This is a genomic window from Pseudomonas sp. YA1, assembly GCF_058680555.1.
Genome location: NZ_JBZWBG010000007.1, coordinates 146,730 through 166,481 on the forward strand (window position 1 = coordinate 146,730; position 19,752 = coordinate 166,481).

The 19,752-nt window shown below is 67.9% G+C and carries 15 protein-coding genes; 8 read left to right on the plus strand and 7 right to left on the minus strand.

Going from position 1 to position 19,752, the window contains the following annotated elements; genetic code table 11:
* Positions 1-82 precede the first annotated feature (82 nt).
* The 7 genes from AC4OR5_RS11770 to gshB all read right to left on the minus strand — a co-directional run bounded on the left by AC4OR5_RS11770 (position 83) and on the right by gshB (position 6,048).
* Complete coding sequence (locus AC4OR5_RS11770) at positions 83-1,354, minus strand: dihydroorotase (RefSeq protein WP_004365041.1); 1,272 nt, start codon at positions 1,352-1,354, stop codon at positions 83-85.
* Positions 1,351-2,355: an aspartate carbamoyltransferase catalytic subunit gene (locus tag AC4OR5_RS11775; RefSeq protein WP_003084569.1), complete on the minus strand. Its 1,005-nt coding sequence runs from the start codon at positions 2,353-2,355 to the stop codon at positions 1,351-1,353. Before AC4OR5_RS11775 ends, AC4OR5_RS11770 begins: the two co-directional genes overlap by 4 nt.
* A 23-nt stretch (positions 2,356-2,378) precedes the next feature.
* A complete protein-coding gene (pyrR, locus tag AC4OR5_RS11780) occupies positions 2,379-2,891 on the minus strand; it encodes a bifunctional pyr operon transcriptional regulator/uracil phosphoribosyltransferase PyrR (RefSeq protein WP_003084574.1) in 513 nt (170 codons plus the stop codon).
* 111 nt (positions 2,892-3,002) lie between these two features.
* Positions 3,003-3,437 (minus strand): Holliday junction resolvase RuvX, encoded by a 435-nt coding sequence (ruvX, locus tag AC4OR5_RS11785; RefSeq protein ID WP_003084575.1) that lies wholly within the window; start codon positions 3,435-3,437, stop codon positions 3,003-3,005.
* Positions 3,437-4,006, minus strand: a complete 570-nt coding sequence (locus AC4OR5_RS11790) for a YqgE/AlgH family protein (protein ID WP_003084577.1) — start codon at positions 4,004-4,006, stop codon at positions 3,437-3,439. The genes ruvX and AC4OR5_RS11790 overlap by 1 nt, the downstream gene beginning before the upstream one ends.
* A gap of 48 nt (positions 4,007-4,054) precedes the next feature.
* Positions 4,055-4,948, minus strand: coding sequence for a TonB family protein (locus AC4OR5_RS11795; protein WP_003084580.1), 894 nt, complete (start codon positions 4,946-4,948; stop codon positions 4,055-4,057).
* Positions 4,949-5,094: 146 nt separating this feature from the next.
* Complete coding sequence (gshB, locus tag AC4OR5_RS11800) at positions 5,095-6,048, minus strand: glutathione synthase (RefSeq protein WP_003110019.1); 954 nt, start codon at positions 6,046-6,048, stop codon at positions 5,095-5,097.
* Between the two features lie 254 nt (positions 6,049-6,302).
* On the opposite strand from gshB, the gene pilG reads away from it, so the two are divergent.
* From pilG to AC4OR5_RS11840, 8 genes are all read left to right on the plus strand, one after another.
* Positions 6,303-6,710: a twitching motility response regulator PilG gene (pilG, locus tag AC4OR5_RS11805; protein ID WP_003084583.1), complete on the plus strand. Its 408-nt coding sequence runs from the start codon at positions 6,303-6,305 to the stop codon at positions 6,708-6,710.
* A gap of 46 nt (positions 6,711-6,756) precedes the next feature.
* On the plus strand, positions 6,757-7,122 hold the full coding sequence (pilH, locus tag AC4OR5_RS11810) for a twitching motility response regulator PilH (RefSeq protein ID WP_003084587.1): 366 nt from the start codon (positions 6,757-6,759) through the stop codon (positions 7,120-7,122).
* 50 nt (positions 7,123-7,172) lie between these two features.
* Positions 7,173-7,709, plus strand: a complete 537-nt coding sequence (locus AC4OR5_RS11815; RefSeq protein ID WP_003084590.1) for a chemotaxis protein CheW — start codon at positions 7,173-7,175, stop codon at positions 7,707-7,709.
* Between the two features lie 84 nt (positions 7,710-7,793).
* Positions 7,794-9,842 carry a chemotaxis chemoreceptor PilJ gene (gene pilJ / locus AC4OR5_RS11820; RefSeq protein WP_003084592.1) on the plus strand — a complete coding sequence of 683 codons (2,049 nt, stop codon included), beginning with the start codon at positions 7,794-7,796 and terminating at the stop codon, positions 9,840-9,842.
* A gap of 60 nt (positions 9,843-9,902) precedes the next feature.
* On the plus strand, positions 9,903-10,778 hold the full coding sequence (gene pilK / locus AC4OR5_RS11825) for a type 4 fimbrial methyltransferase PilK (RefSeq protein ID WP_003084594.1): 876 nt from the start codon (positions 9,903-9,905) through the stop codon (positions 10,776-10,778).
* Positions 10,779-10,789: 11 nt separating this feature from the next.
* Positions 10,790-18,220 (plus strand): chemotaxis signal transduction system protein ChpA, encoded by a 7,431-nt coding sequence (chpA, locus tag AC4OR5_RS11830; protein WP_058160883.1) that lies wholly within the window; start codon positions 10,790-10,792, stop codon positions 18,218-18,220.
* Positions 18,213-19,244, plus strand: coding sequence for a chemotaxis protein CheB (locus tag AC4OR5_RS11835; RefSeq protein ID WP_003084598.1), 1,032 nt, complete (start codon positions 18,213-18,215; stop codon positions 19,242-19,244). The genes chpA and AC4OR5_RS11835 overlap by 8 nt, the downstream gene beginning before the upstream one ends.
* The gene (locus AC4OR5_RS11840) at positions 19,241-19,747 is read left to right on the plus strand and encodes a chemotaxis protein CheW (RefSeq protein ID WP_023126911.1); all 507 of its coding nucleotides are present in this window, start codon (positions 19,241-19,243) and stop codon (positions 19,745-19,747) included. The genes AC4OR5_RS11835 and AC4OR5_RS11840 overlap by 4 nt, the downstream gene beginning before the upstream one ends.
* The last annotated feature ends 5 nt before the right edge of the window (positions 19,748-19,752 follow it).

Below are 19,752 nucleotides of genomic sequence, written 5' to 3' on the forward strand. Positions count from 1 at the left end.
GGCAACGGATACGCCCCCCGGAATCGCGAACGCGAAGATGAAAAAGCCCGCCGGATGGCGGGCTCTTTCGTGGTGGCAGGGATCAGCCCTCGTGGGTCAGGTGTCCGTCCACCAGGGTGTAACGCACTCGTCCCGGCAGGCAGTGACCGACGAACGGGCTGTTCTGCCCCTTCGAGTACCAGCTCTCACCGGCCAGGGTCGAACCCTGCGGGTCGAACAACACCAGGTCGGCGGCCTGGCCGACCGCCAGGCGCCCGGCAGGCAGGCGCAGCGCCTGGGCCGGGCCGTGGGAGAGGCGGGCGAGCAGGGTCGGCAGGTCGAGCAGGCCGTCCTGGACCAGCGTCATCGCCAACGGCAGCAGCAGCTCGGCGCCGCTGATGCCCGGCTCGGTGGCGGCGAACGGCGCGTTCTTGGCGTCCGCCTCGTGGGGTTGGTGGTGGCTGGCGATGGCTTGTACCACGCCGTTCTTCACCGCCTCGCGCAGGGCTTCGCGGTCGGCCTTGGTGCGCAGCGGCGGTTGCACGTGGTAGAGGCTGGAGAAGCCCACCAGCGCTTCGTCGGTGAGGATCAACTGGTACAGCGCCACGTCGCAGGTCACCGGCAGGCCACGGGCCTGGGCCTGGGCGACGAGTTCGATGCCGCGGGCGCTGGTCAACTGGCTGAAGTGCGCGCGCACGCCGCTCTGTTCCACCAGCAGCAGGTTGCGGGCCAGGGCCACGGTCTCGGCGGTTTCCGGGATCCCCGCGAGGCCGAGGAAGCTGGCGGTCGGGCCTTCGTGGGCGAGGCCGCCTTCGGCGAGATCGGTGTCCTGCGAGGTGAAGATCACCGTCAGGTCGAAGGTCGCCGCGTACTCCAGGGCGCGCCGCAGGATGCGGTTGCTGGCGAAGCCATGCAGGCCATTGGTGAAGGCCACGCAACCGGTGTCGCGCAGGGCCACCAGTTCCGACAGTTGCTCGCCGCCGAAGCCGCGGGTCAGCGCGCCGATGGGGTAGACCTTGGCGTTGCCGGCCTCGCGGGCGCGGTCGAGGATCAGCTCGGCCACCGCCGGGGTGTCCAGCACCGGCCGGGTGTAGGGCGGGCAGCACAGGCTGGTGGTGCCGCCGGCCGCGGCGGCGCGGGTCTCGCTTTCGACGTTGCCCTTGCGTCCGTAGCCCGGCTCGCGCAGGGCGACGCTGAGGTCGACCAGTCCCGGCGCGGCCACCAGGCCGGCGCCGTCGAGGGTCTTCTGGGCGCTGAAGCCGGCCGGCGCGGCGCCGATGGCGACGATCTTGCCGGCCTCGATGTGGAGGTCGCCGACCTGGTCCAGGCCGCTGGCCGGGTCGATGACGCGGGCGCCTCGGATACTGATGGTCATTCGGCGTCCTCCTGTTCCAGCTGGCGTTGGGTGTTCTGGCCGCTCATGGCCATGGACAGCACCGCCATGCGGATGGCGATGCCGTAGGTGACCTGGTTGAGGATCACCGACTGGGCACCGTCGGCCACCGCCGACTCGATCTCCACGCCACGGTTGATCGGGCCAGGGTGCATGACGATGGCATCCGGCTTGGCCAGCTTCAGGCGCTTCTCGGTCAGGCCGTAGAGCTTGAAGAACTCGCCCTCGCTGGGTAGCAGGCCACCCTGCATGCGCTCACGTTGCAGGCGCAGCATGATCACCACGTCGACGTCCTTCAGGCCTTCGTCGGCGTTGGTGAACACGCGCACGCCGTACTGCTCTTCCAGTCCGATCGGCAACAGGGTGCGCGGGGCGATCACGCGGATGTCCGGGCAACCCAGGGTCTTGAGCGCCAGCATGTTCGAACGGGCTACTCGTGAATGCAGGATATCGCCGACGATCGCCACCGATAGCTGCTCGAAGTTCCCTTTGTGCCGGCGGATGGTCAGCATGTCGAGCATCCCCTGGGTGGGGTGCGCGTGGCGGCCGTCGCCGCCGTTGATCACCGCCACGTTGGGGCTGACGTGCTCGGCGATGAAGTGCGCCGCGCCCGAGTCGCTGTGGCGCACCACGAACATGTCGGCGGCCATCGCCTCCAGGTTGCGCAGGGTGTCGGTGAGCGTCTCGCCCTTGCTGGTGGAGGAGGTGGATACGTTCAGGCTGATCACGTCGGCCGACAGCCGCTGGGCGGCCAGCTCGAAGGTGGTGCGGGTGCGCGTGGAGTTCTCGAAGAACACGTTGCAGACGGTCTTGCCGCGCAGCAGCGGGACCTTTTTCACCGCGCGGGCGCCGACCTCCAGGAAGGAATCGGCGGTATCGAGGATTTCGGTGAGCAGCTCGCGGGGCAATCCGTCGAGCGAAATGAAGTGGCGCAGCTGGCCCTGGTCGTTGAGCTGCAGCGGGCGCTTGGCGTCTGTCGGCATGGGGCAGGCCCTAGTGAAGAGGATCAGGAAGCGGAGGAAAGGACCTTGCGCTCGAGGGCGAGCGGTGCGGGACCGACCAATTTTACCCGCTCATCGCGACCCAGGGACAGGGTCTGGCCGACCACGTCGGGGCGGATAGGCAACTCCCGGGCGTTCAGGTCGAGCAGGCAGACCAGGGTCACGCTGGCCGGACGGCCGTAGTCGAACAGTTCGTTGAGCGCGGCGCGGATGGTGCGGCCGCTCATCAGCACGTCGTCCACCAGGACCAGGTGCTGGCCGTCGATCTCGAACGGCAGCGCCGACGGGCGGACCTGCGGATGCAGGCCGTTCTGGGTGAAGTCGTCGCGGTAGAAGGAGACGTCGAGGGTGCCCAGCGGCTCTTGGTTGCCCAGTTCCCTCAGCAGCGCCTCGGCGACCCAGATGCCGCCGGTATGGATGCCGACGAAGCGCGGCCGCTCGATGCCGCGCTCGGCGAGATGGGCGCGCAGGTCGCTGGCCATGCGCGGCAGGAGTTCGGCGGGATTGGGTAGGCTCATGGTGGCTCCTCGCTGACATCGATGGGATGGCCGCCGGGAGAGCCCGCTGTAGGGAGGCGCCCGCGGTGGCGAAAGCATAATGGCAACCGGCGGCGTGCCGGCTGCCATGGGTCAATCCGGGTGTTCGGCCAGCCAGCCTTCCAGCAGCAGGGCGGCGGCCAGGGCGTCCACCGGTCGCTCGCGGTAGCCGTCGCGCTGGCCCTGGGCCAGGCGCTCGCCCTTGGCGGCATAGGTCGTGAGGCGTTCGTCGTGGGTAAAGACCGGCAGGTTGAAACGGCCGTTGAGGCGGCGGCCGAACTTTTCCGCGCGCTCGCTCATCTCGCTTGGGCTGCCGTCCATGTTCAGCGGCAGGCCGACGACGATGGCGTCCGGCTGCCATTCCTTGATCAGCGCTTCCACCCGGTTCCAGTCCGGCACGCCGTTCTGCGCCTTCAATACGCACAGCTCGCGGGCCTGGCCGGTCACCGCCTGGCCGACGGCGACGCCGATCTGCCGGGTGCCGTAGTCGAAGCCCAGCAGCAGGCGCAGCGGCTTGTCGCTGGCCATCAGGCGTGACCGGCCTGGGCGGTGAGCAGGCTGAGGTTGACGCCCAGGCGCGCGGCGGCGGCGCTGAGGCGCTCCTCGGCCGGCAGGTCGAAGAGAATCGCCGGGTCCGCCGGGCAGGTCAGCCAGGCGTTGTCGCTCAGTTCGGCCTCCAGCTGGCCGGCTTCCCAGCCGGCATAGCCAAGGCTGATCAGGCTCTTTTCCGGGCCGGTGCCGGCGGCGATGGCGAACAGCACGTCCTGCGAGGTGGACATCGCCAGCTCGCCCAGTTCCAGGGTCGACTGGTAGCTCAGGCCGCTGGGGTGGAGGACGAAGCCACGGTCGGTCTGCACCGGGCCGCCGTTGTAGATGTCGATGTGCTGGCAGCGCGCCGGCGGCAGGGCGTCCGGCTTGAGCTGTTCGAGGACTTCCGCCAGGTTGAGGCCGCTGGGACGGTTGATCACCAGGCCCATGGCGCCCTGCTCGTTGTGTTCGACCAGGTAGGTCACGGTCTGGGCGAAATTGGGGTCGGCCATGTGCGGCATGGCGATCAGGAAATGATGCTTGAGGTAGGTTGGGCTGCTCTGTTTCATGGCCGCTAGTGTCCTGCTTCGGACGCGAGAAAGCCAGCCTTGCCGGCGCTACTTGCTGGACAGCCGGTCGCCGCGTTCGAAGCGCCAGGTACGGATGATCTCCAGCCGGTCGATGTCGGCCAGGTCGCCGCTGAACGGTGCATAGGGCGCGGCCAGGCGGACGATGCGCTGGGCGGCCTGGTCGAGGATCGGCTCGCCGGAAGACTCCAGCACCTGCACCTCGTAGATGGTGCCGTCGCGGTTGATCGACACCAGCAGTCGCAGGCTGCCGTAGAGCTTCTGCCGGCGGGCCTCGTCGGGGTAGTTGAGGTTGCCGATGCGTTCGATCTTCTTGCGCCAGTCTTCCTTGTACCAGGCGCCCTTGTCGCGCATGGTCGAGGCGGCGCTCAGGCGGTGGATGCGCGGGCGCTTGGCGTAGGCCTGCTGCTCCTTGGCCAGGTCGGCCTCGAGGCTGGCGATTTCCGCCGACAGCTGGGTTGAGTCGAAATGCGGCGCCGGCTTGGCGACCTGCTCGGCCTTCTGTGCCTGGGTCTTGCTCGGTGCCTTCTGCTGGCGCTGGCGGGTGGTGGTCACCGCGGCCTTGGGCGCCTCTTCGCTCCTGGCCTGCTTCGGCGTAGCCGGCGGCGCGACTTTCTTCACCTGGTTGTCCTGGAACGGCGCGACCTCGGTGGTCTTCGGCGCGGCCTTGTGCTCCAGGGTACCGCTGCCCTGCTGGTTCATCTGCGCGAGGTAGTCGGCCTTTTCCGGCGCCTTGTCGCTCTTGAAGGTGGCCAGGGTGATTTCCAGGGTCTTGCTGATCTGGCTCGGCGCGGGCATGGAGAAGCCCACCCCGAGGATGAAGGCGACGTGCAGGATGGCTGCGATGAACAGGGTGAAGCCCAAACGGTCCGCCGGGCGGACGCCGGCAGCGGCGGAGGGGGACTTGAGGACGGCGGCGTTCATTGCGGATCGTGGTGGCTGGCGTGGGGCGAAGTCTGCCGATGGGGGGCGGAAAAGTCTATGACGCACTCCGCGCCTTGGACACGCGGTCGCTCGCCGTGGCGCATCGGCCGGGCCGAGGCGGGCGGACCGAGGCCCGCCCGCGCGATTCAGCGGGCAGCCAGCTGGGCGGCGATGGCGTCCATCAGCTTGTCGCCGATTCGGGTGTCGAAGGCCTGGTCGATCTCGCGGATGCAGGTCGGGCTGGTGACGTTGATTTCCGTCAGATAATCGCCGATCACGTCGAGGCCGACGAACAGCAGGCCGCGCTCGCGCAGGTACGGGCCGACCTCGGCGGCGATCCAGCGGTCGCGCTCGCTCAGCGGCTGGGCCACGCCGCGGCCGCCGGCGGCGAGGTTGCCGCGGGTCTCGCCCTGGGCGGGGATGCGCGCCAGGCAGTAGGGCACCGGTTCGCCGTCGATCATCAGGATGCGCTTGTCGCCGTCCTTGATTTCCGGCAGATAGCGCTGCGCCATGATCTGCTGGCTGCCATGCTGGGTGAGGGTCTCGAGGATCACCGAGAGGTTCGGGTCGCCTTCGCGGTGACGAAATATCGACGAACCGCCCATTCCGTCCAGGGGTTTGAGAATGATGTCACGATGCTCGGCGGCAAACTCGCGCAGAATATCGGATCGCCGGCTGACCATCGTCGGCGGAGTGCACTGGGTGAACTGCGTGGCGAAGAACTTCTCGTTGCAGTCGCGCAGGCTCTGCGGCCGGTTCACCACCAGGGCGCCGGCACGCTCGGCCTGTTCCAGCAGGTAGGTCGAATAGACGAATTCGTTATCGAAGGGCGGGTCCTTGCGCATCAGGATCACGTCCAGTTCGTGCAGCGGTTGGTCGCTTTCCGCTTCCAGTTCGAACCAGCGGGAGGCATCGTTGAAGACCTTCAGCGGGCGCATGCGTCCACGCGCGACGCCGGCCTTCTGGTAGAGGTCCTGCTGTTCCATGTAGAACAGCGACCAGCCGCGGGCCTGGGCAGCCAGCAGCATGGCGAGCGAGCTGTCCTTCTTGAAGTTGATGCGCGCGATGGGGTCCATGACGATCCCGAGGCGTACGCTCATGGGAATTCCTCCGAAAGGGGGTGGGTTGTCCGGTCGCGGCGGGGAGGCCGCGTGGCAAGCGGGTTTGACGCTCAGGTTGGCGCCCCGTTTGCGCTTGGTCAAGGAAAAAGCCGGCCTGTTCCGGGCATTATGGATAGAGTTGCGTCGAGTGTGCTAAAAAGGCCCGCGATTGGGTCGCAGCCCGTCGGTGACAGGGCGTTAGCGCACTGAAGAAAACACAGAAGAATGATTCACCGAGTCGATATAGGGCGAACATGGAACAGCAATCCGACGGTTTGAAAGTGATGGTGATCGACGATTCGAAAACGATTCGTCGCACCGCCGAAACACTGCTGAAAAAGGTCGGTTGCGACGTGATCACGGCAATCGACGGCTTCGATGCCCTGGCGAAGATCGCCGATACCCATCCGAACATCATTTTCGTCGACATCATGATGCCGCGCCTGGATGGCTATCAGACCTGCGCCCTGATCAAGAACAACAGCGCGTTCAAGTCCACCCCGGTGATCATGCTGTCCTCCAAGGACGGCCTGTTCGACAAGGCCAAGGGGCGCATCGTCGGCTCCGACCAGTACCTCACCAAGCCGTTCAGCAAGGAAGAGCTGCTGGGCGCGATCAAGGCACACGTACCCAGCTTCACCCCGGTGGACGCCGTTTCCTGATATCCGGCCGCATGGCCGTTGATGCTTATTTCGTGATGGGGATCCCATGGCTCGTATTTTGATTGTTGATGACTCTCCGACCGAGATGTACAAGCTGACCGCCATGCTGGAAAAGCATGGCCACCAGGTACTCAAGGCCGAGAACGGCGGCGACGGCGTCGCCCTGGCCCGCCAGGAAAAGCCCGACGTGGTCCTGATGGACATCGTCATGCCCGGCCTCAACGGCTTCCAGGCGACCCGTCAGTTGACCAAGGACGCCGAGACCAGCGCCATCCCGGTGATCATCGTCACCACCAAGGACCAGGAGACCGACAAGGTCTGGGGCAAGCGCCAGGGCGCGCGCGACTACCTGACCAAACCGGTGGACGAAGAGACCCTGCTGAAAACCATCAATGCGGTGCTGGCGGGCTGAGCCCGTCGCAGCGCATCGCTCACCCTGACCCCGGAAAGACCAGGCCCCGCATGTCGGACGTTCAGACCCCCTTCCAGCTCCTCGTCGACATCGATCAGCGCTGCCGACGCCTGGCCGCCGGCCTGCCGGCCCAGCAGGAGGCGGTGCAGAGCTGGAGCGGGATCGGCTTCCGCATGGGCGGGCGGTTCTTCGTCGCCCCCATGGGGGAGGTCGGCGAAGTCCTGCACGAACCGCGCTACACCCAGCTGCCGGGCGTGAAGACCTGGGTCAAGGGGGTGGCCAACGTACGTGGCCGCCTGCTGCCGATCATGGACCTCTGCGGTTTTCTCGGCACCGAACTGTCGCCCTTGCGCAAGCAGCGGCGGGTGCTGGTGGTGGAGCACCTGGACGTGTTCGCCGGCCTCATCGTCGATGAGGTGTTCGGCATGCAGCACTTCCCGGTGGACACCTTCAGCGAACAGCTGCCGCCACTAGAAGCGGCACTGCAACCCTTCATTCATGGCGTCTTCCATCGAGAGCAGCCGTGGCTGGTGTTCAGCCCGCATGCGCTGGCGCAACACCAGGGCTTCCTCGACGTCGCCGTATAAACAGCTTCACCGGTTGGGCCGGTCTGCCGGCCCGTGTCGTGACATGGAAATCGTAATCGTGGTCGGTCCGGGCGGGGGCCAAATATGAAGAAAATCAACGCAGGCAATCTTTTCGCGGGCATGCGCAGCAGCTCGGTGATCGCGGGGCTGTTCATCGTCCTCATCGTCTCGATCGTGTTGCTGTTCGCCAACTTTGCCTACCTCAACACCCAGTCGAACCATGACAAGCAGTACATCGGCCATGCCGGCGAACTGCGCGTCCTGTCGCAGCGGATCGCGAAGAACGCCACCGAAGCGGCGGCGGGCAAGGGCGAGGCGTTCAAGCTCCTGAAGGATGCGCGCAACGACTTCGAGAAACGCTGGAACATCCTGGTCAACGGCGACGAGAGCACATCCCTGCCGCCCAGCCCCGAAGCGGTGAAGCCGCAGATGGACGTGGTGCAGCAGGACTGGGACGGCCTGCGCAAGAACGCCGACTCCATCCTCGCCAGCGAACAGACCGTACTGTCCCTGCACCAGGTGGCCTCGACCCTCGCCGAAACCATCCCGCAGCTGCAGGTGGAATACGAAGAGGTGGTCGACATCCTGCTGGAGAACGGTGCCCCGGCCGACCAGGTCGCGGTCGCCCAGCGCCAGTCGCTGCTCGCCGAACGTATCCTCGGCTCGGTGAACAAGGTGCTGGCCGGCGACGAGAACTCGGTGCAGGCCGCCGACAGCTTCGGCCGCGACGCCAGCCTGTTCGGCCGTGTACTGAAGGGTATGCAGGAAGGCAACGCGGCGATGAGCATCTCCAAGGTGACCAACGCCGAGGCGGTGGATCGCCTGAACGAGATCGCCGAACTCTTCGAGTTCGTCTCCGGTTCGGTGGACGAGATCCTCGAGACCTCGCCCGACCTGTTCCAGGTCCGGGAAGCGGCGAACAACATCTTCAGCGTTTCGCAGACCCTGCTGGACAAGGCCTCGCAACTGGCCGACGGCTTCGAGAACCTGGCCGGCGGGCGTAGCATCAACCTGTTCGCCGGTTACGTCCTCGGCGCCCTGGCCCTGGCCTCGATCATCCTGATCGGCCTGGTGATGGTGCGCGAGACCAACCGCCGGCTGGCCGAGACCGCCGAGAAGAACGACCGCAACCAGGCCGCGATCCTGCGTCTGCTCGACGAGATCGCCGACCTCGCGGACGGCGACCTGACCGTGGCCGCGACCGTGACCGAGGACTTCACCGGCGCCATCGCCGACTCGATCAACTACTCCATCGACCAGCTCCGCGAACTGGTGGAGACCATCAACCAGACCGCCGTGCAGGTGGCCGCAGCGGCCCAGGAAACCCAGTCCACCGCGATGCACCTGGCCGAAGCCTCCGAGCACCAGGCGCAGGAAATCGCCGGCGCCTCGGCGGCGATCAACGAGATGGCGGTGTCGATCGACCAGGTATCGGCGAACGCCTCGGAATCCTCGGCGGTAGCGGAACGTTCGGTAGCCATCGCCAACAAGGGCAACGAGGTGGTGCACAACACCATCACCGGCATGGACAACATCCGCGAGCAGATCCAGGACACCTCGAAGCGAATCAAGCGCCTCGGCGAATCGTCCCAGGAGATCGGCGACATCGTCAGCCTGATCAACGACATCGCCGACCAGACCAACATCCTTGCCCTGAACGCCGCGATCCAGGCGTCGATGGCCGGGGACGCGGGCCGCGGCTTCGCCGTGGTAGCGGACGAGGTACAGCGACTGGCGGAACGTTCCTCGGCGGCGACCAAGCAGATCGAGGCGCTGGTGAAGACCATCCAGACCGATACCAACGAAGCGGTGATCTCGATGGAGCAGACCACCTCCGAGGTGGTCCGCGGCGCGCGCCTGGCCCAGGACGCCGGTGTGGCCCTGGAGGAGATCGAGAAGGTATCCAAGACCCTCGCGGCACTGATCCAGAACATCTCCAACGCCGCCCGTCAGCAGGCATCGTCGGCCGGCCACATTTCCAACACCATGAACGTCATTCAGGAGATCACCTCGCAGACCTCCGCCGGTACCACCGCCACCGCGCGGAGCATCGGCAACCTGGCGAAGATGGCGAGCGAGATGCGCAACTCGGTATCCGGCTTCAAACTGCCGGAGGGCGTGGAGCAGGCCTGAGCATAGGCGCGGCGGCCGCCTGGCGGGCGCCGCGTCGACACCTTGGACGAGGGGCACGGCATGCAGGCGAACGGCGTCTGGTCACTGCAGCCGCTGGCCGATATGTCGGCAGCGGAGTTCCGCGACTGGCAGGTCCTGTTGGAGAACCGCACCGGCGTGGTGCTCAACGAGCAGCGCCGGACGTTCCTGCAGGCCAGCCTGACCGCGCGCATGCGTGAACTGGGCATCGGCGACTACCACAGCTACTACCGCCAGGTGACCGACGGTCCGCGTGGCGCAGTGGAGTGGGCGACCCTGCTGGACCGCCTGACCGTCCAGGAAACCCGTTTCTTCCGTCATCCCCCGTCTTTCGAGCTGCTCGAGCGCTACCTGGGTGAGCGCCTGCGCCGCGAAGGCATGCCGCGGCCCTGGGCCCTGTGGAGCGTCGGCTGCTCCAGCGGCGAGGAACCCTACTCGCTGGCGATGTGCGCCGCGCAGGCGTTGCGCGGGCAGGAACGGGAAGATTTTTTCGGCGTCACCGGAACGGATATCAGCCTTCACGCCCTGCAGCGGGCGCGGCAGGCGAACTATCCGGCCCGCAAGCTGGAGCAACTGGAGGCCGGACTGGTCGAACGCTATTGCGAACGCCAGGCCGACGGCAGCTTCAGCGTGAAAACGATACTGACCGAGCGTGTCTGCTGCGCCCGGCTGAATGTGCTGGACCTGGCGAAGGCGCCCTGGTCCGGCATGGACGTGATTTTTTGTCAGAACCTGCTGATCTACTTCCGTCGCTGGCGACGGCGCGAGATCCTCAACCGGCTGGCCGAACGGCTGGCGCCGGGAGGCTTGCTGGTGATCGGGGTCGGCGAAGTGGTCGACTGGAGCCATCCGGAGCTCGAGCCGGTCGCCGACGAGCGGGTCCTGGCCTTTACCCGTAAGGGGTACTCAGGCACATGAATGGAGTGGCTATGGGTGACCGGCACGACTACGTCGCTCTGGAATGGGTGAAAGGCGAGATCGCCGAAACCCTGAAACAGGCGCGCCAGGCGCTGGAAGCGTTCGTCGAGAACCCGCAGGACCCGACCCGCATGCGGTTCTGCCTGACCTACGTGCACCAGGTGCAGGGCACCCTGCAGATGGTCGAGTTCTACGGCGCGGCCCTGCTCGCCGAGGAAATGGAGCAGTTGGTCCAGGCCTTGCTGGACGGCCGCGTGCCGAACCAGGGCGAGGCCCTGGAAGTGCTGATGCAGGCGATCCTGCAACTGCCGGTCTACCTCGACCGGATCCAGACCGCCCGGCGCGACCTGCCGATGGTGGTCCTGCCGCTGCTCAACGACCTGCGCGCCGCGCGCGGCGAGAAGCTGCTCTCGGAAACCAGCCTGTTCGCGCCCGACCTGTCGCAGCGCCAGCCGCAACTGGACGGCGAGGCCATCGCGCAACTGCGCACCGACGAACTCGGCGGCTTGCTGCGCAAGCTGCGCCAGACCCAGCAGATGGCCCTGGTCGGCCTGCTGCGCAACCAGGACGTGGCCACCAGCCTCGGCTACCTGGCGCGTGTCTATGCGCGCCTGGAGGGCCTGTGCCGCGAGGCACCGCTGGGGCCGCTGTGGAGCATCGCTTCCGGCCTGGTCGAGGGCCTGGCCAACGGTAGCGTGGTCAACAGCGCCTCGGTGCGCACCCTGCTGCGCCAGCTCGACCGCGAACTCAAGCGCCTGGTCGAGCAGGGCGCCGACGGCCTGAACCAGGCCGCGCCGGACGAGCTGGTGAAGAACCTGCTGTTCTACGTGGCCAAGGCGCCTTCGCAGTCGCCGCGAATCCGCGCACTGAAGGAACAGTACCGCCTCGACGAGGCGCTGCCCGACCACGAGACGGTGGACGCCGAGCGCGCCCGCCTCGCCGGACCCGACCGCGACGCGATGCGTTCGGTGGTCGGTGCGTTGTGCGAGGAGCTGGTGCGGATCAAGGACAGCCTCGACCTGTTCGTGCGCAGCGACCGTGGCCACCCCTCGGAACTGGACGCCCTCCTGGCGCCGCTCAAGCAGATCGCCGATACCCTGGCGGTGCTCGGCTTCGGCCAACCGCGCAAGGTCATCCTCGACCAGTTGGACGTCATCCACGCCCTGGCCCAGGGCCGCCGCGAGCCGAGCGACGCGATCCTGATGGACGTCGCCGGCGCGTTGCTCTACGTCGAGGCCACCCTGGCCGGCATGGCCGGTCCCGGCGACGAGCGCAACAGCGAGGAAAGCCGCCTGCCCACCACCGATGTGGCGCAGATCCACCAGTTGGTGATCAAGGAAGCGCGCAACGGTCTGGAGCAGGCCAAGGACGCGATCATCGAGTTCATCGCCTCGCAGTGGAACCACGAGCACCTGGCCCGCGTGCCGGAGCTGCTGACCCAAGTCCGCGGTGGCCTGGCGATGATCCCGCTGGAGCGCGCCGCGACCCTGCTGGAAACCTGCAACCGCTATATCCAGGAACAGCTGCTGGCGCGCAAGGCGGTGCCGGACTGGCAGAGCCTGGATACCCTGGCCGATGCCATCACCAGCGTCGAGTATTACCTGGAGCGCCTGAGCGAGGACCATGCCAGCCAGAGCGACCTGATCCTCGACGTCGCCGAGGACAGCCTGGCGAACCTCGGCTATACGCTGAAACCGAATTCGTCGGCCCCGGCCGAGCCCGGCCTGTCCGGGCTCGCTGCCATCGAGTCCCCGGCTGCCGAGCCGGAGAGGCCGGAGGCGGTCGTCGAGGTCGCCGAGACAGCGGAGCAACCGCCCGCCGACACGGCTCCTGCCGAGGCGGCGAGGGAAGATGCCCCGCTGCTGGCCAGCGACGACAACTGGACCCTTGGCGAAGTCGCGCCCGACGCCGGCGAGCCATCCCTCGACCTGGCCCTGGACCTGCCGCTGGACGATTCCGCCGAAGTGCCGCCGGCGTTGCCGGAGGTGGTCGAGGAGAGCGGCCAGCCGCAGTCGACCCCGGCGCCTGCCCGCAGCCTGGACGATTTCAGCCTCGACGAGATCGATCTCTCCGGCCTCGACCTGCCCGCCGATGCGGCCCCGGCCTCCGGGCCGGCGGCCCTGGCGGACTGGTCGCTGCCGGAGCAGTGGGGGCTCGGCGATGACCTGGCGCAGCCGGCGCAGGCCGACGAGACGTTGGATCTGAGCCTGGAGGAGCCGGCGCTGTCCTTCGACGCACCGCTGGAAAGCCTCGAGCCGTTGCCGGCGCTGGAGCCTTTCGACGGCTCCGCTGAACAGGAGTTGGTTTTCGATGCGCTCGATCCGCTGCCGCTGGATGTAGCCTTGCCGGAGGCGGAGGGCGAGGTGTCCGCCTGGGAGGGCTCGAGCCTGGAGGAACTGGATCTTTCCGACCTCGATCTCCCCGAGGTGCAATTGCCCGAGGCCGAGGCGCCGCCTGCCGCCGAGGCGCTCGCCAGCGCAGCGCCGGCCCTGTCTCTGGCCGAGGTGATGGCTGCGCCGGTGCAGCCGATCAACCCGCCGGCGCAGAACGTTCCGGTCAGCCTGCTGCCGCCGCCGGCCGACGAGGAACCGGTGGACGAGGAACTGCGCGAGGTCTTTATCGAGGAGGCCGGCGAGGTCCTGGAGACCATCGGCCGCTACCTGCCGGCCTGGAAAGCCGACCACGACGACCGCGACGCGCTGACCGAGGTACGCCGTGCCTTCCATACCCTCAAGGGCAGCGGACGGATGGTCCGTGCCCTGGTGATCGGCGAACTGGCCTGGTCGATAGAGAACCTGTTCAACCGCGTGCTCGATCGCAGCATCGCCGCCAGCGAGCCGGTTCAGCGAGTGGTGGACCAGGTCGTGGCCCTGTTGCCTGAGCTGGTCGAGGAGTTCGCCGCCAATGCCCAGCGCCAGCGCGACGATGTCGACCTGCTGGCGGCCACCGCGCATGCCCTGGCCAAGGGCGAGCCGCTGCCGGAACCGCCGGCGCCGGACGACGGCGGAGTACCGCCGGAAGCCGGGGCGGAGCAGCCGTCGAGCCTGGACAACGGCGTCCAGGCGCCGCCATTGGCCGACGCGCCGCAGGCCGCTGCCGAGGCGCAGAGCGACGTCGAACTGCTCGACCCGCAACTGCTGGAGATCTTCACCAACGAGGCGGAGACCCATCTCGAGGCCCTGGTCGGCTTCCTCGCCGACTGCGCCCGCGAACTGCCGCAGCCGGTCACCGATGCCTTGCAGCGTGCCCTGCATACCCTCAAGGGTAGCGCGCACATGGCCGGCATCCTGCCGATCGCGGAGATCGCCACGCCGCTGGAAAAACTGGTCAAGGAATACAAGTCCAACCTGCTCGCCTTCGACCTGCGCGAAGCCGAGTTGCTGCACGACGCCGAGCAACTGTTCCGCATCGGCCTGGAACAGGTCGGTGCGCACCGGCCGTTGAACCCGATCCCCGGCAGCGATGCGCTGCTGGAGCGTATCGAGGCACTGCACCAGGAGCGCATCGCCTCGCTCGAGGCCGAGCGCTACAGCGATGCCGGCGAGCGCCGCGATCCGTTGCTGATCGAGGCGTTCCTCGTCGAAGGCATGGACATCCTGCTGGACGCCGAGGACCTGCTCGAGCGCTGGCACGAGCATCCGCAGGAGCGCCAGGAGCTGAGCGCGCTGCGCGAGGAACTCAGCGCTCTGGACCAGGGCGCCCGGCATGCCGAGCTGCCGCAGGTGGAAGAACTCTGCCAGGCCTTGCTGGCGCTCTACGATGCCGTCGAGGAAGGCCGCCTGGCGGTCAGCCCGGCGTTCTTCGAGGAAGCCCGCCAGGCCCATGAGGCGCTGATCGGGATGATGGACCAGGTCGCCGCCGGCCTGCAGGTCACGCCGCGTCCGGAGCGGGTCGCGGCCCTGCAGGAACTGTTGGAAGCGCCCGCCGTCGAGGCCGTTCCGTTCATCGACCCGGAGAGCCTCGGCGCCGACGATTTCCCCCCGGAAGACGAAGAGCTGGCCCTCCCCGAGGCGGTCTTCGAAGAGGCCGGGACGCCTGCCGAGGAGACCGTACCGGCAGCGCCTGCACCGGCTCCCGGCCGCGAGCTGGACGAGGAAATGGTGTCGATCTTCCTCGAAGAGGCGGTGGACATCCTCGAAAGCGCCGGCCAGGCACTGGCCCAATGGCAGGCCGAGCCGGGCGCGCTGTCTTCGCTCAGCGCCCTGCAGCGCGACCTGCACACCCTCAAGGGCGGCGCACGGATGGCCGAGATCGCCGAGATCGGCGACCTGGCCCACGAGCTGGAGGCCCTCTACGAAGGACTGGTCGACCGCCGTTACCAGCACTCCCCGCAACTGGCCGGATTGCTGCAAGCCTGTCACGACCGCCTGGCCGAACAGCTCGACCAGTTGAGCGCCGGCCAGCCCCTGGCCGACCCGGACGACCTTATCCAGGCGATCCGCCGGTTCCGCCAGGGCCCGCTGGCCGAGGCCGCGACACCGGGCGAGGCGGAAAGCCCCGTCGAGGAACTCGTTGCACCGGCCGTCGAGGAGCCCGCCGTGCCTGCCGCGACGCAGCCGCCCGCTGCGGAGGCGTTCGAAGAGCGCGATCCCGAACTGGTGGAGATCTTCCTCGAGGAAGGCTTCGATATCCTCGACAGCGCTGCCGCCGCGTTGCAGCGCTGGATCGACGACGTCGACAACACCATCGAACTGGAAGCCTTGCAGCGCGACCTGCATACCCTCAAGGGCGGTGCGCGGATGGCCGAGATCGGCGAGATCGGCGACCTCGCCCATGAGCTTGAATTCCTCTACGAAGGCCTCTGCGGCGGACGCCTGCGCGCCAGCCCGGCCTTGTTCGGCCTGCTGCAGCGCTGCCACGACGAGCTGGCCGAGATGCTCGAGGCGGTGCGTGGCCATCGCACGCTGCCCGACGGGCAGGCGCTGATCGCGGAGATCAGGCGCCTGCGCAGCGATCCCGACGAGCAACTGAGCGTACCCACCAGCGTCAGCCTCAAGCCGCTGGCGGCGAAGGGTGCGGCGGCCGACGAGAGCGAGATCCTCGACATCTTCCTCGAGGAAGCCGACGACCTGCTGGAGAACCTCGAACTGGCGCTCGGCCGCTGGGACGGCGGCAACGGCGACGCCCAGCCGCTGGACGACCTGCTGCGGATCCTGCACACCCTCAAGGGCGGCGCGCGCCTGGCCGGGCAGACCGAGCTGGGCAACCTGGCCCACGACCTCGAGCAGCATCTCACCGATGCGCAGCAACAGGGCGCGCCGTGGCCGGACAGCCTGCTGCTGGATGCGCAGTCGGGGCTGGAAGGCCTGCAGCGGCAGGTCGACCTGTTGCGCGAGCGGCTGGCCGAGGACGACGAGGCCGGTGAACGGCCCGAGCCCGCCCAGGCGCTGGTCCAGGCCGACGATACCGACCGCGCGGTGGCCTCCGCGCTGGCCGAGCTGACCCGCCTGGCCCCGGCGGCCGGCGCGATCATGGCGGCCGAGGCGGCGCCTCCGGCTGCCCCGGCCACCACCCTGCCGTTCGTGCGCAAGGCCCAGGAGGCGGCCCAGGAGGCCGCTTCCCGGCGTGCCCCGCAGGAACTGGTGAAGGTGCCGGCGGAACTGCTGGAGAACCTGGTCAACCTGGCGGGCGAGACCTCGATCTTCCGCGGCCGGGTCGAGCAGCAGGTGAGCGACGTCGGCTTCACCCTCGGCGAGATGGAGTCCACCATCGAGCGGGTGCGCGACCAGTTGCGCCGCCTCGACACCGAGACTCAGGCGCAGATCCTCTCGCGTCACCAGGCCGATGCCGAACGCGCCGGCTACGAAGAATTCGACCCGCTGGAAATGGACCGCTATTCGCAGTTGCAGCAGCTCTCGCGCGCACTCTTCGAATCGGCCTCCGACCTTCTCGACCTGAAGGAAACCCTGGCGGCGAAGAACCGCGACGCGGAGACCCTGCTGCTGCAACAGGCGCGGGTCAACACCGAACTCCAGGAAGGCCTGATGCGCACCCGCATGGTGCCGTTCGATCGGCTGGTACCGCGTTTGCGGCGGATCGTCCGGCAGGTGGCCGGCGAACTCGGCAAGCAGGTCGAGTTCGTGGTCGGCAACGCCGACGGCGAGATGGATCGTACCGTTCTCGAACGTATCGTCGCGCCGCTGGAGCACATGCTGCGCAACGCCGTGGACCACGGCATCGAGTCCGGCGAGACGCGCCGCGCGGCGGGCAAGCCGGAGCACGGTACGATCCGCCTGAACATCGGCCGCGAGGGCGGCGACATCCTCCTCACCCTCTCCGACGACGGCGCCGGCATCCGCCTCGACGCGGTACGGCGCAAGGCCATCGAGCGTGGCCTGATGAGCGCCGACAGCGACCTCAGCGATCATGAAGTGCTGCAGTTCGTGCTCGAGTCCGGTTTCTCCACCGCCGAAAAGGTCACCCAGATCTCCGGGCGCGGCGTCGGCCTCGACGTGGCCAACTCCGAGGTCAAGCAGCTCGGCGGCTCGGTGAGCATCCAGACCGAGCCGGGCCAGGGCACCCGCTTCAACGTGCGGCTGCCGTTCACCGTGTCGGTGAACCGGGCGCTGATGGTGCTATCCGGCGAGGATCTCTACGCGGTGCCGCTGAACACCATCGAGGGTATCGTGCGGGTTTCGCCCTACGAACTGGAGGCGCTCTACGACCAGCGCGGCGAGGCGGGGCTGGATACGCCCAGCTTCGAATACGCCGGGCAGTCCTACGAACTGAAGTACCTCGGCGAGCTGCTGAACAACGGCCAGGAACCCAAGCTGGTCGGCCAGTCGCTGCCCTTGCCGGTGATCCTGGTGCGCTCCTCGGAGCATGCGGTGGCGGTGCAGGTCGACTCGCTGGCCGGTTCCCGCGAGATCGTGGTGAAGAGCCTCGGTCCGCAGTTCGCCGGGGTCGCCGGGATTTCCGGGGCGACCCTGCTCGGCGATGGCCGGGTGGTGGTGATCCTCGACCTGCTGGCGACCATCCGCTCCCGGCACGCGCTGCTCGGCCAGGAAAACCGTCGCGAACGCCTGGCGCTGCGCCAGGAAATGGCGGCGAGCGAAAGCGAGCAGCAGCGGCCGCCGCTGGTCATGGTGGTGGACGACTCGGTCACCGTGCGCAAGGTCACCACCCGCCTGCTGGAGCGCAACGGCATGAACGTGCTGACCGCGAAGGACGGCGTGGACGCCATCGCCCAGCTCCAGGAGCATCGTCCGGACATCCTCCTGCTGGACATCGAGATGCCGCGCATGGACGGTTTCGAGGTCGCCACCCTGGTGCGCCACGACGAGCGCCTGGGCAACCTGCCGATCATCATGATCACCTCGCGGACCGGCGAGAAACACCGCGAGCGCGCGCTGGGCATCGGCGTCAACCAGTACCTCGGCAAGCCTTACCAGGAAACCGAGCTGCTCGAAGCCATCCAGTCCCTGGTCGGCCAGCATGAGTGAGCGCGCCACGCCACGGGTCGCGGTGATCGCCGACACCTCGTTGCAGCGCCACGTGCTGCAACAGGCGCTGCTCGGCCATGGCTACGAGGTGGTGCTCAACGCCGACCCGGCCAGGGTCGACGACGCCGCGCTGGAGTGCGCGCCCGACCTGTGGCTGGTGGACCTGACCCAGCAGGACGACTCGCCGCTGCTGGACAGCCTGCTGGAGCAGGACCGTGCGCCGGTGCTGTTCGGCGAGGGCCACGCGCCGGAGCGGCATACCGAACATTACCCGCGCTGGGAGCGGCGGCTGATCGGCAAGCTGAAGCGCTTGATCGGCGACCCCAGCGATGGCGTTGGCGACAGCCTCGGCGCATTGCTCGACGAGGAGCGTCCGCCGCGCCTGGAGATTCCCGGCGACCTCGCGGCGATGCCGCTGCAGGCCGGCGAAGCGGCCCGCGAGGTGTGGCTGCTGGCGGCCTCGCTCGGCGGCCCGGCGGCGGTGAAGGCATTTCTCGACGCCTTGCCCGGCGGCCTGCCGATCGGCTTCCTCTATGCCCAGCACATCGACGCCAGCTTTGAGCAGAACCTGCCGCAGGCAGTCGGCCGGCACAGCCAGTGGCATGTGAAGAACGTCCGCGACGGTGAAGCGCTGCGTTGCGGCGAGGTCATGGTGGTGCCGGTGCTGCACGAACTCGGTTTCCACCACGATGGGCGACTGAAATGCAGCCAGCGTCCCTGGCCGGAACCCTACACCCCGTCCATCGACCAGATGATGCTCAACCTGGCCCAGCAGTTCGGGCCCGACTGCGGGGTGATCGTCTTCAGCGGCATGGGTAGCGACGGCAGCGCCGCTGCCGCCTACGTGCGGCGCCAGGGTGGCGAGGTATGGACCCAGCGCGCCGACAGTTGCGTCTGTTCGAGCATGCCGGACAGCTTGCGCGAAGCCGGTTACAGCAGTTTCAATGCCAGCCCCCGCGAACTGGCCGAGGCATTGGTCAAGCATCTGGCCGCACGCTGCGCGCCGACAGGAGTCGAAACATGAACCAGGCCGTGATCGAGCAGGATGGCATGAGCCGGAACACCCCAGCCAACCCGACCCCGGACAGCCTCACCGGGCTGCTCCTGCCGCTGAGCGACCGCACCCTGCTGTTGCCCAACGTCGCCGTGGCCGAACTGATCGCCTATCGCAACCCGCAGGTCGCCGCCGACCTGCCGCAGTGGTACCTGGGCCAGGTGGCCTGGCGCGACCTGCGCCTGCCGCTGCTGTCCTTCGAGGCGGCCTCCAGCGGCGAACAGCAGCCGGTACTCGGCAGCAGCGCGCGGGTGGTGGTCATCAACGCCCTCGGCGGACGTCCCCATGTGAAATTCCTCGCCCTGCTGGTGCAAGGCATTCCGCGCTCGGTGCGGCTGGACGCCAATCTCGCGAGCACCGCCGCGCCGCTGGCGGCGCTGGAACTGGCGGCGGTGGACATCGGCGGCGAAACCGCGCGGATTCCGGACCTGGCCGGGCTCGAAGAGAAGCTCGCCGACGCCGGCCTGATCTGAGCCGT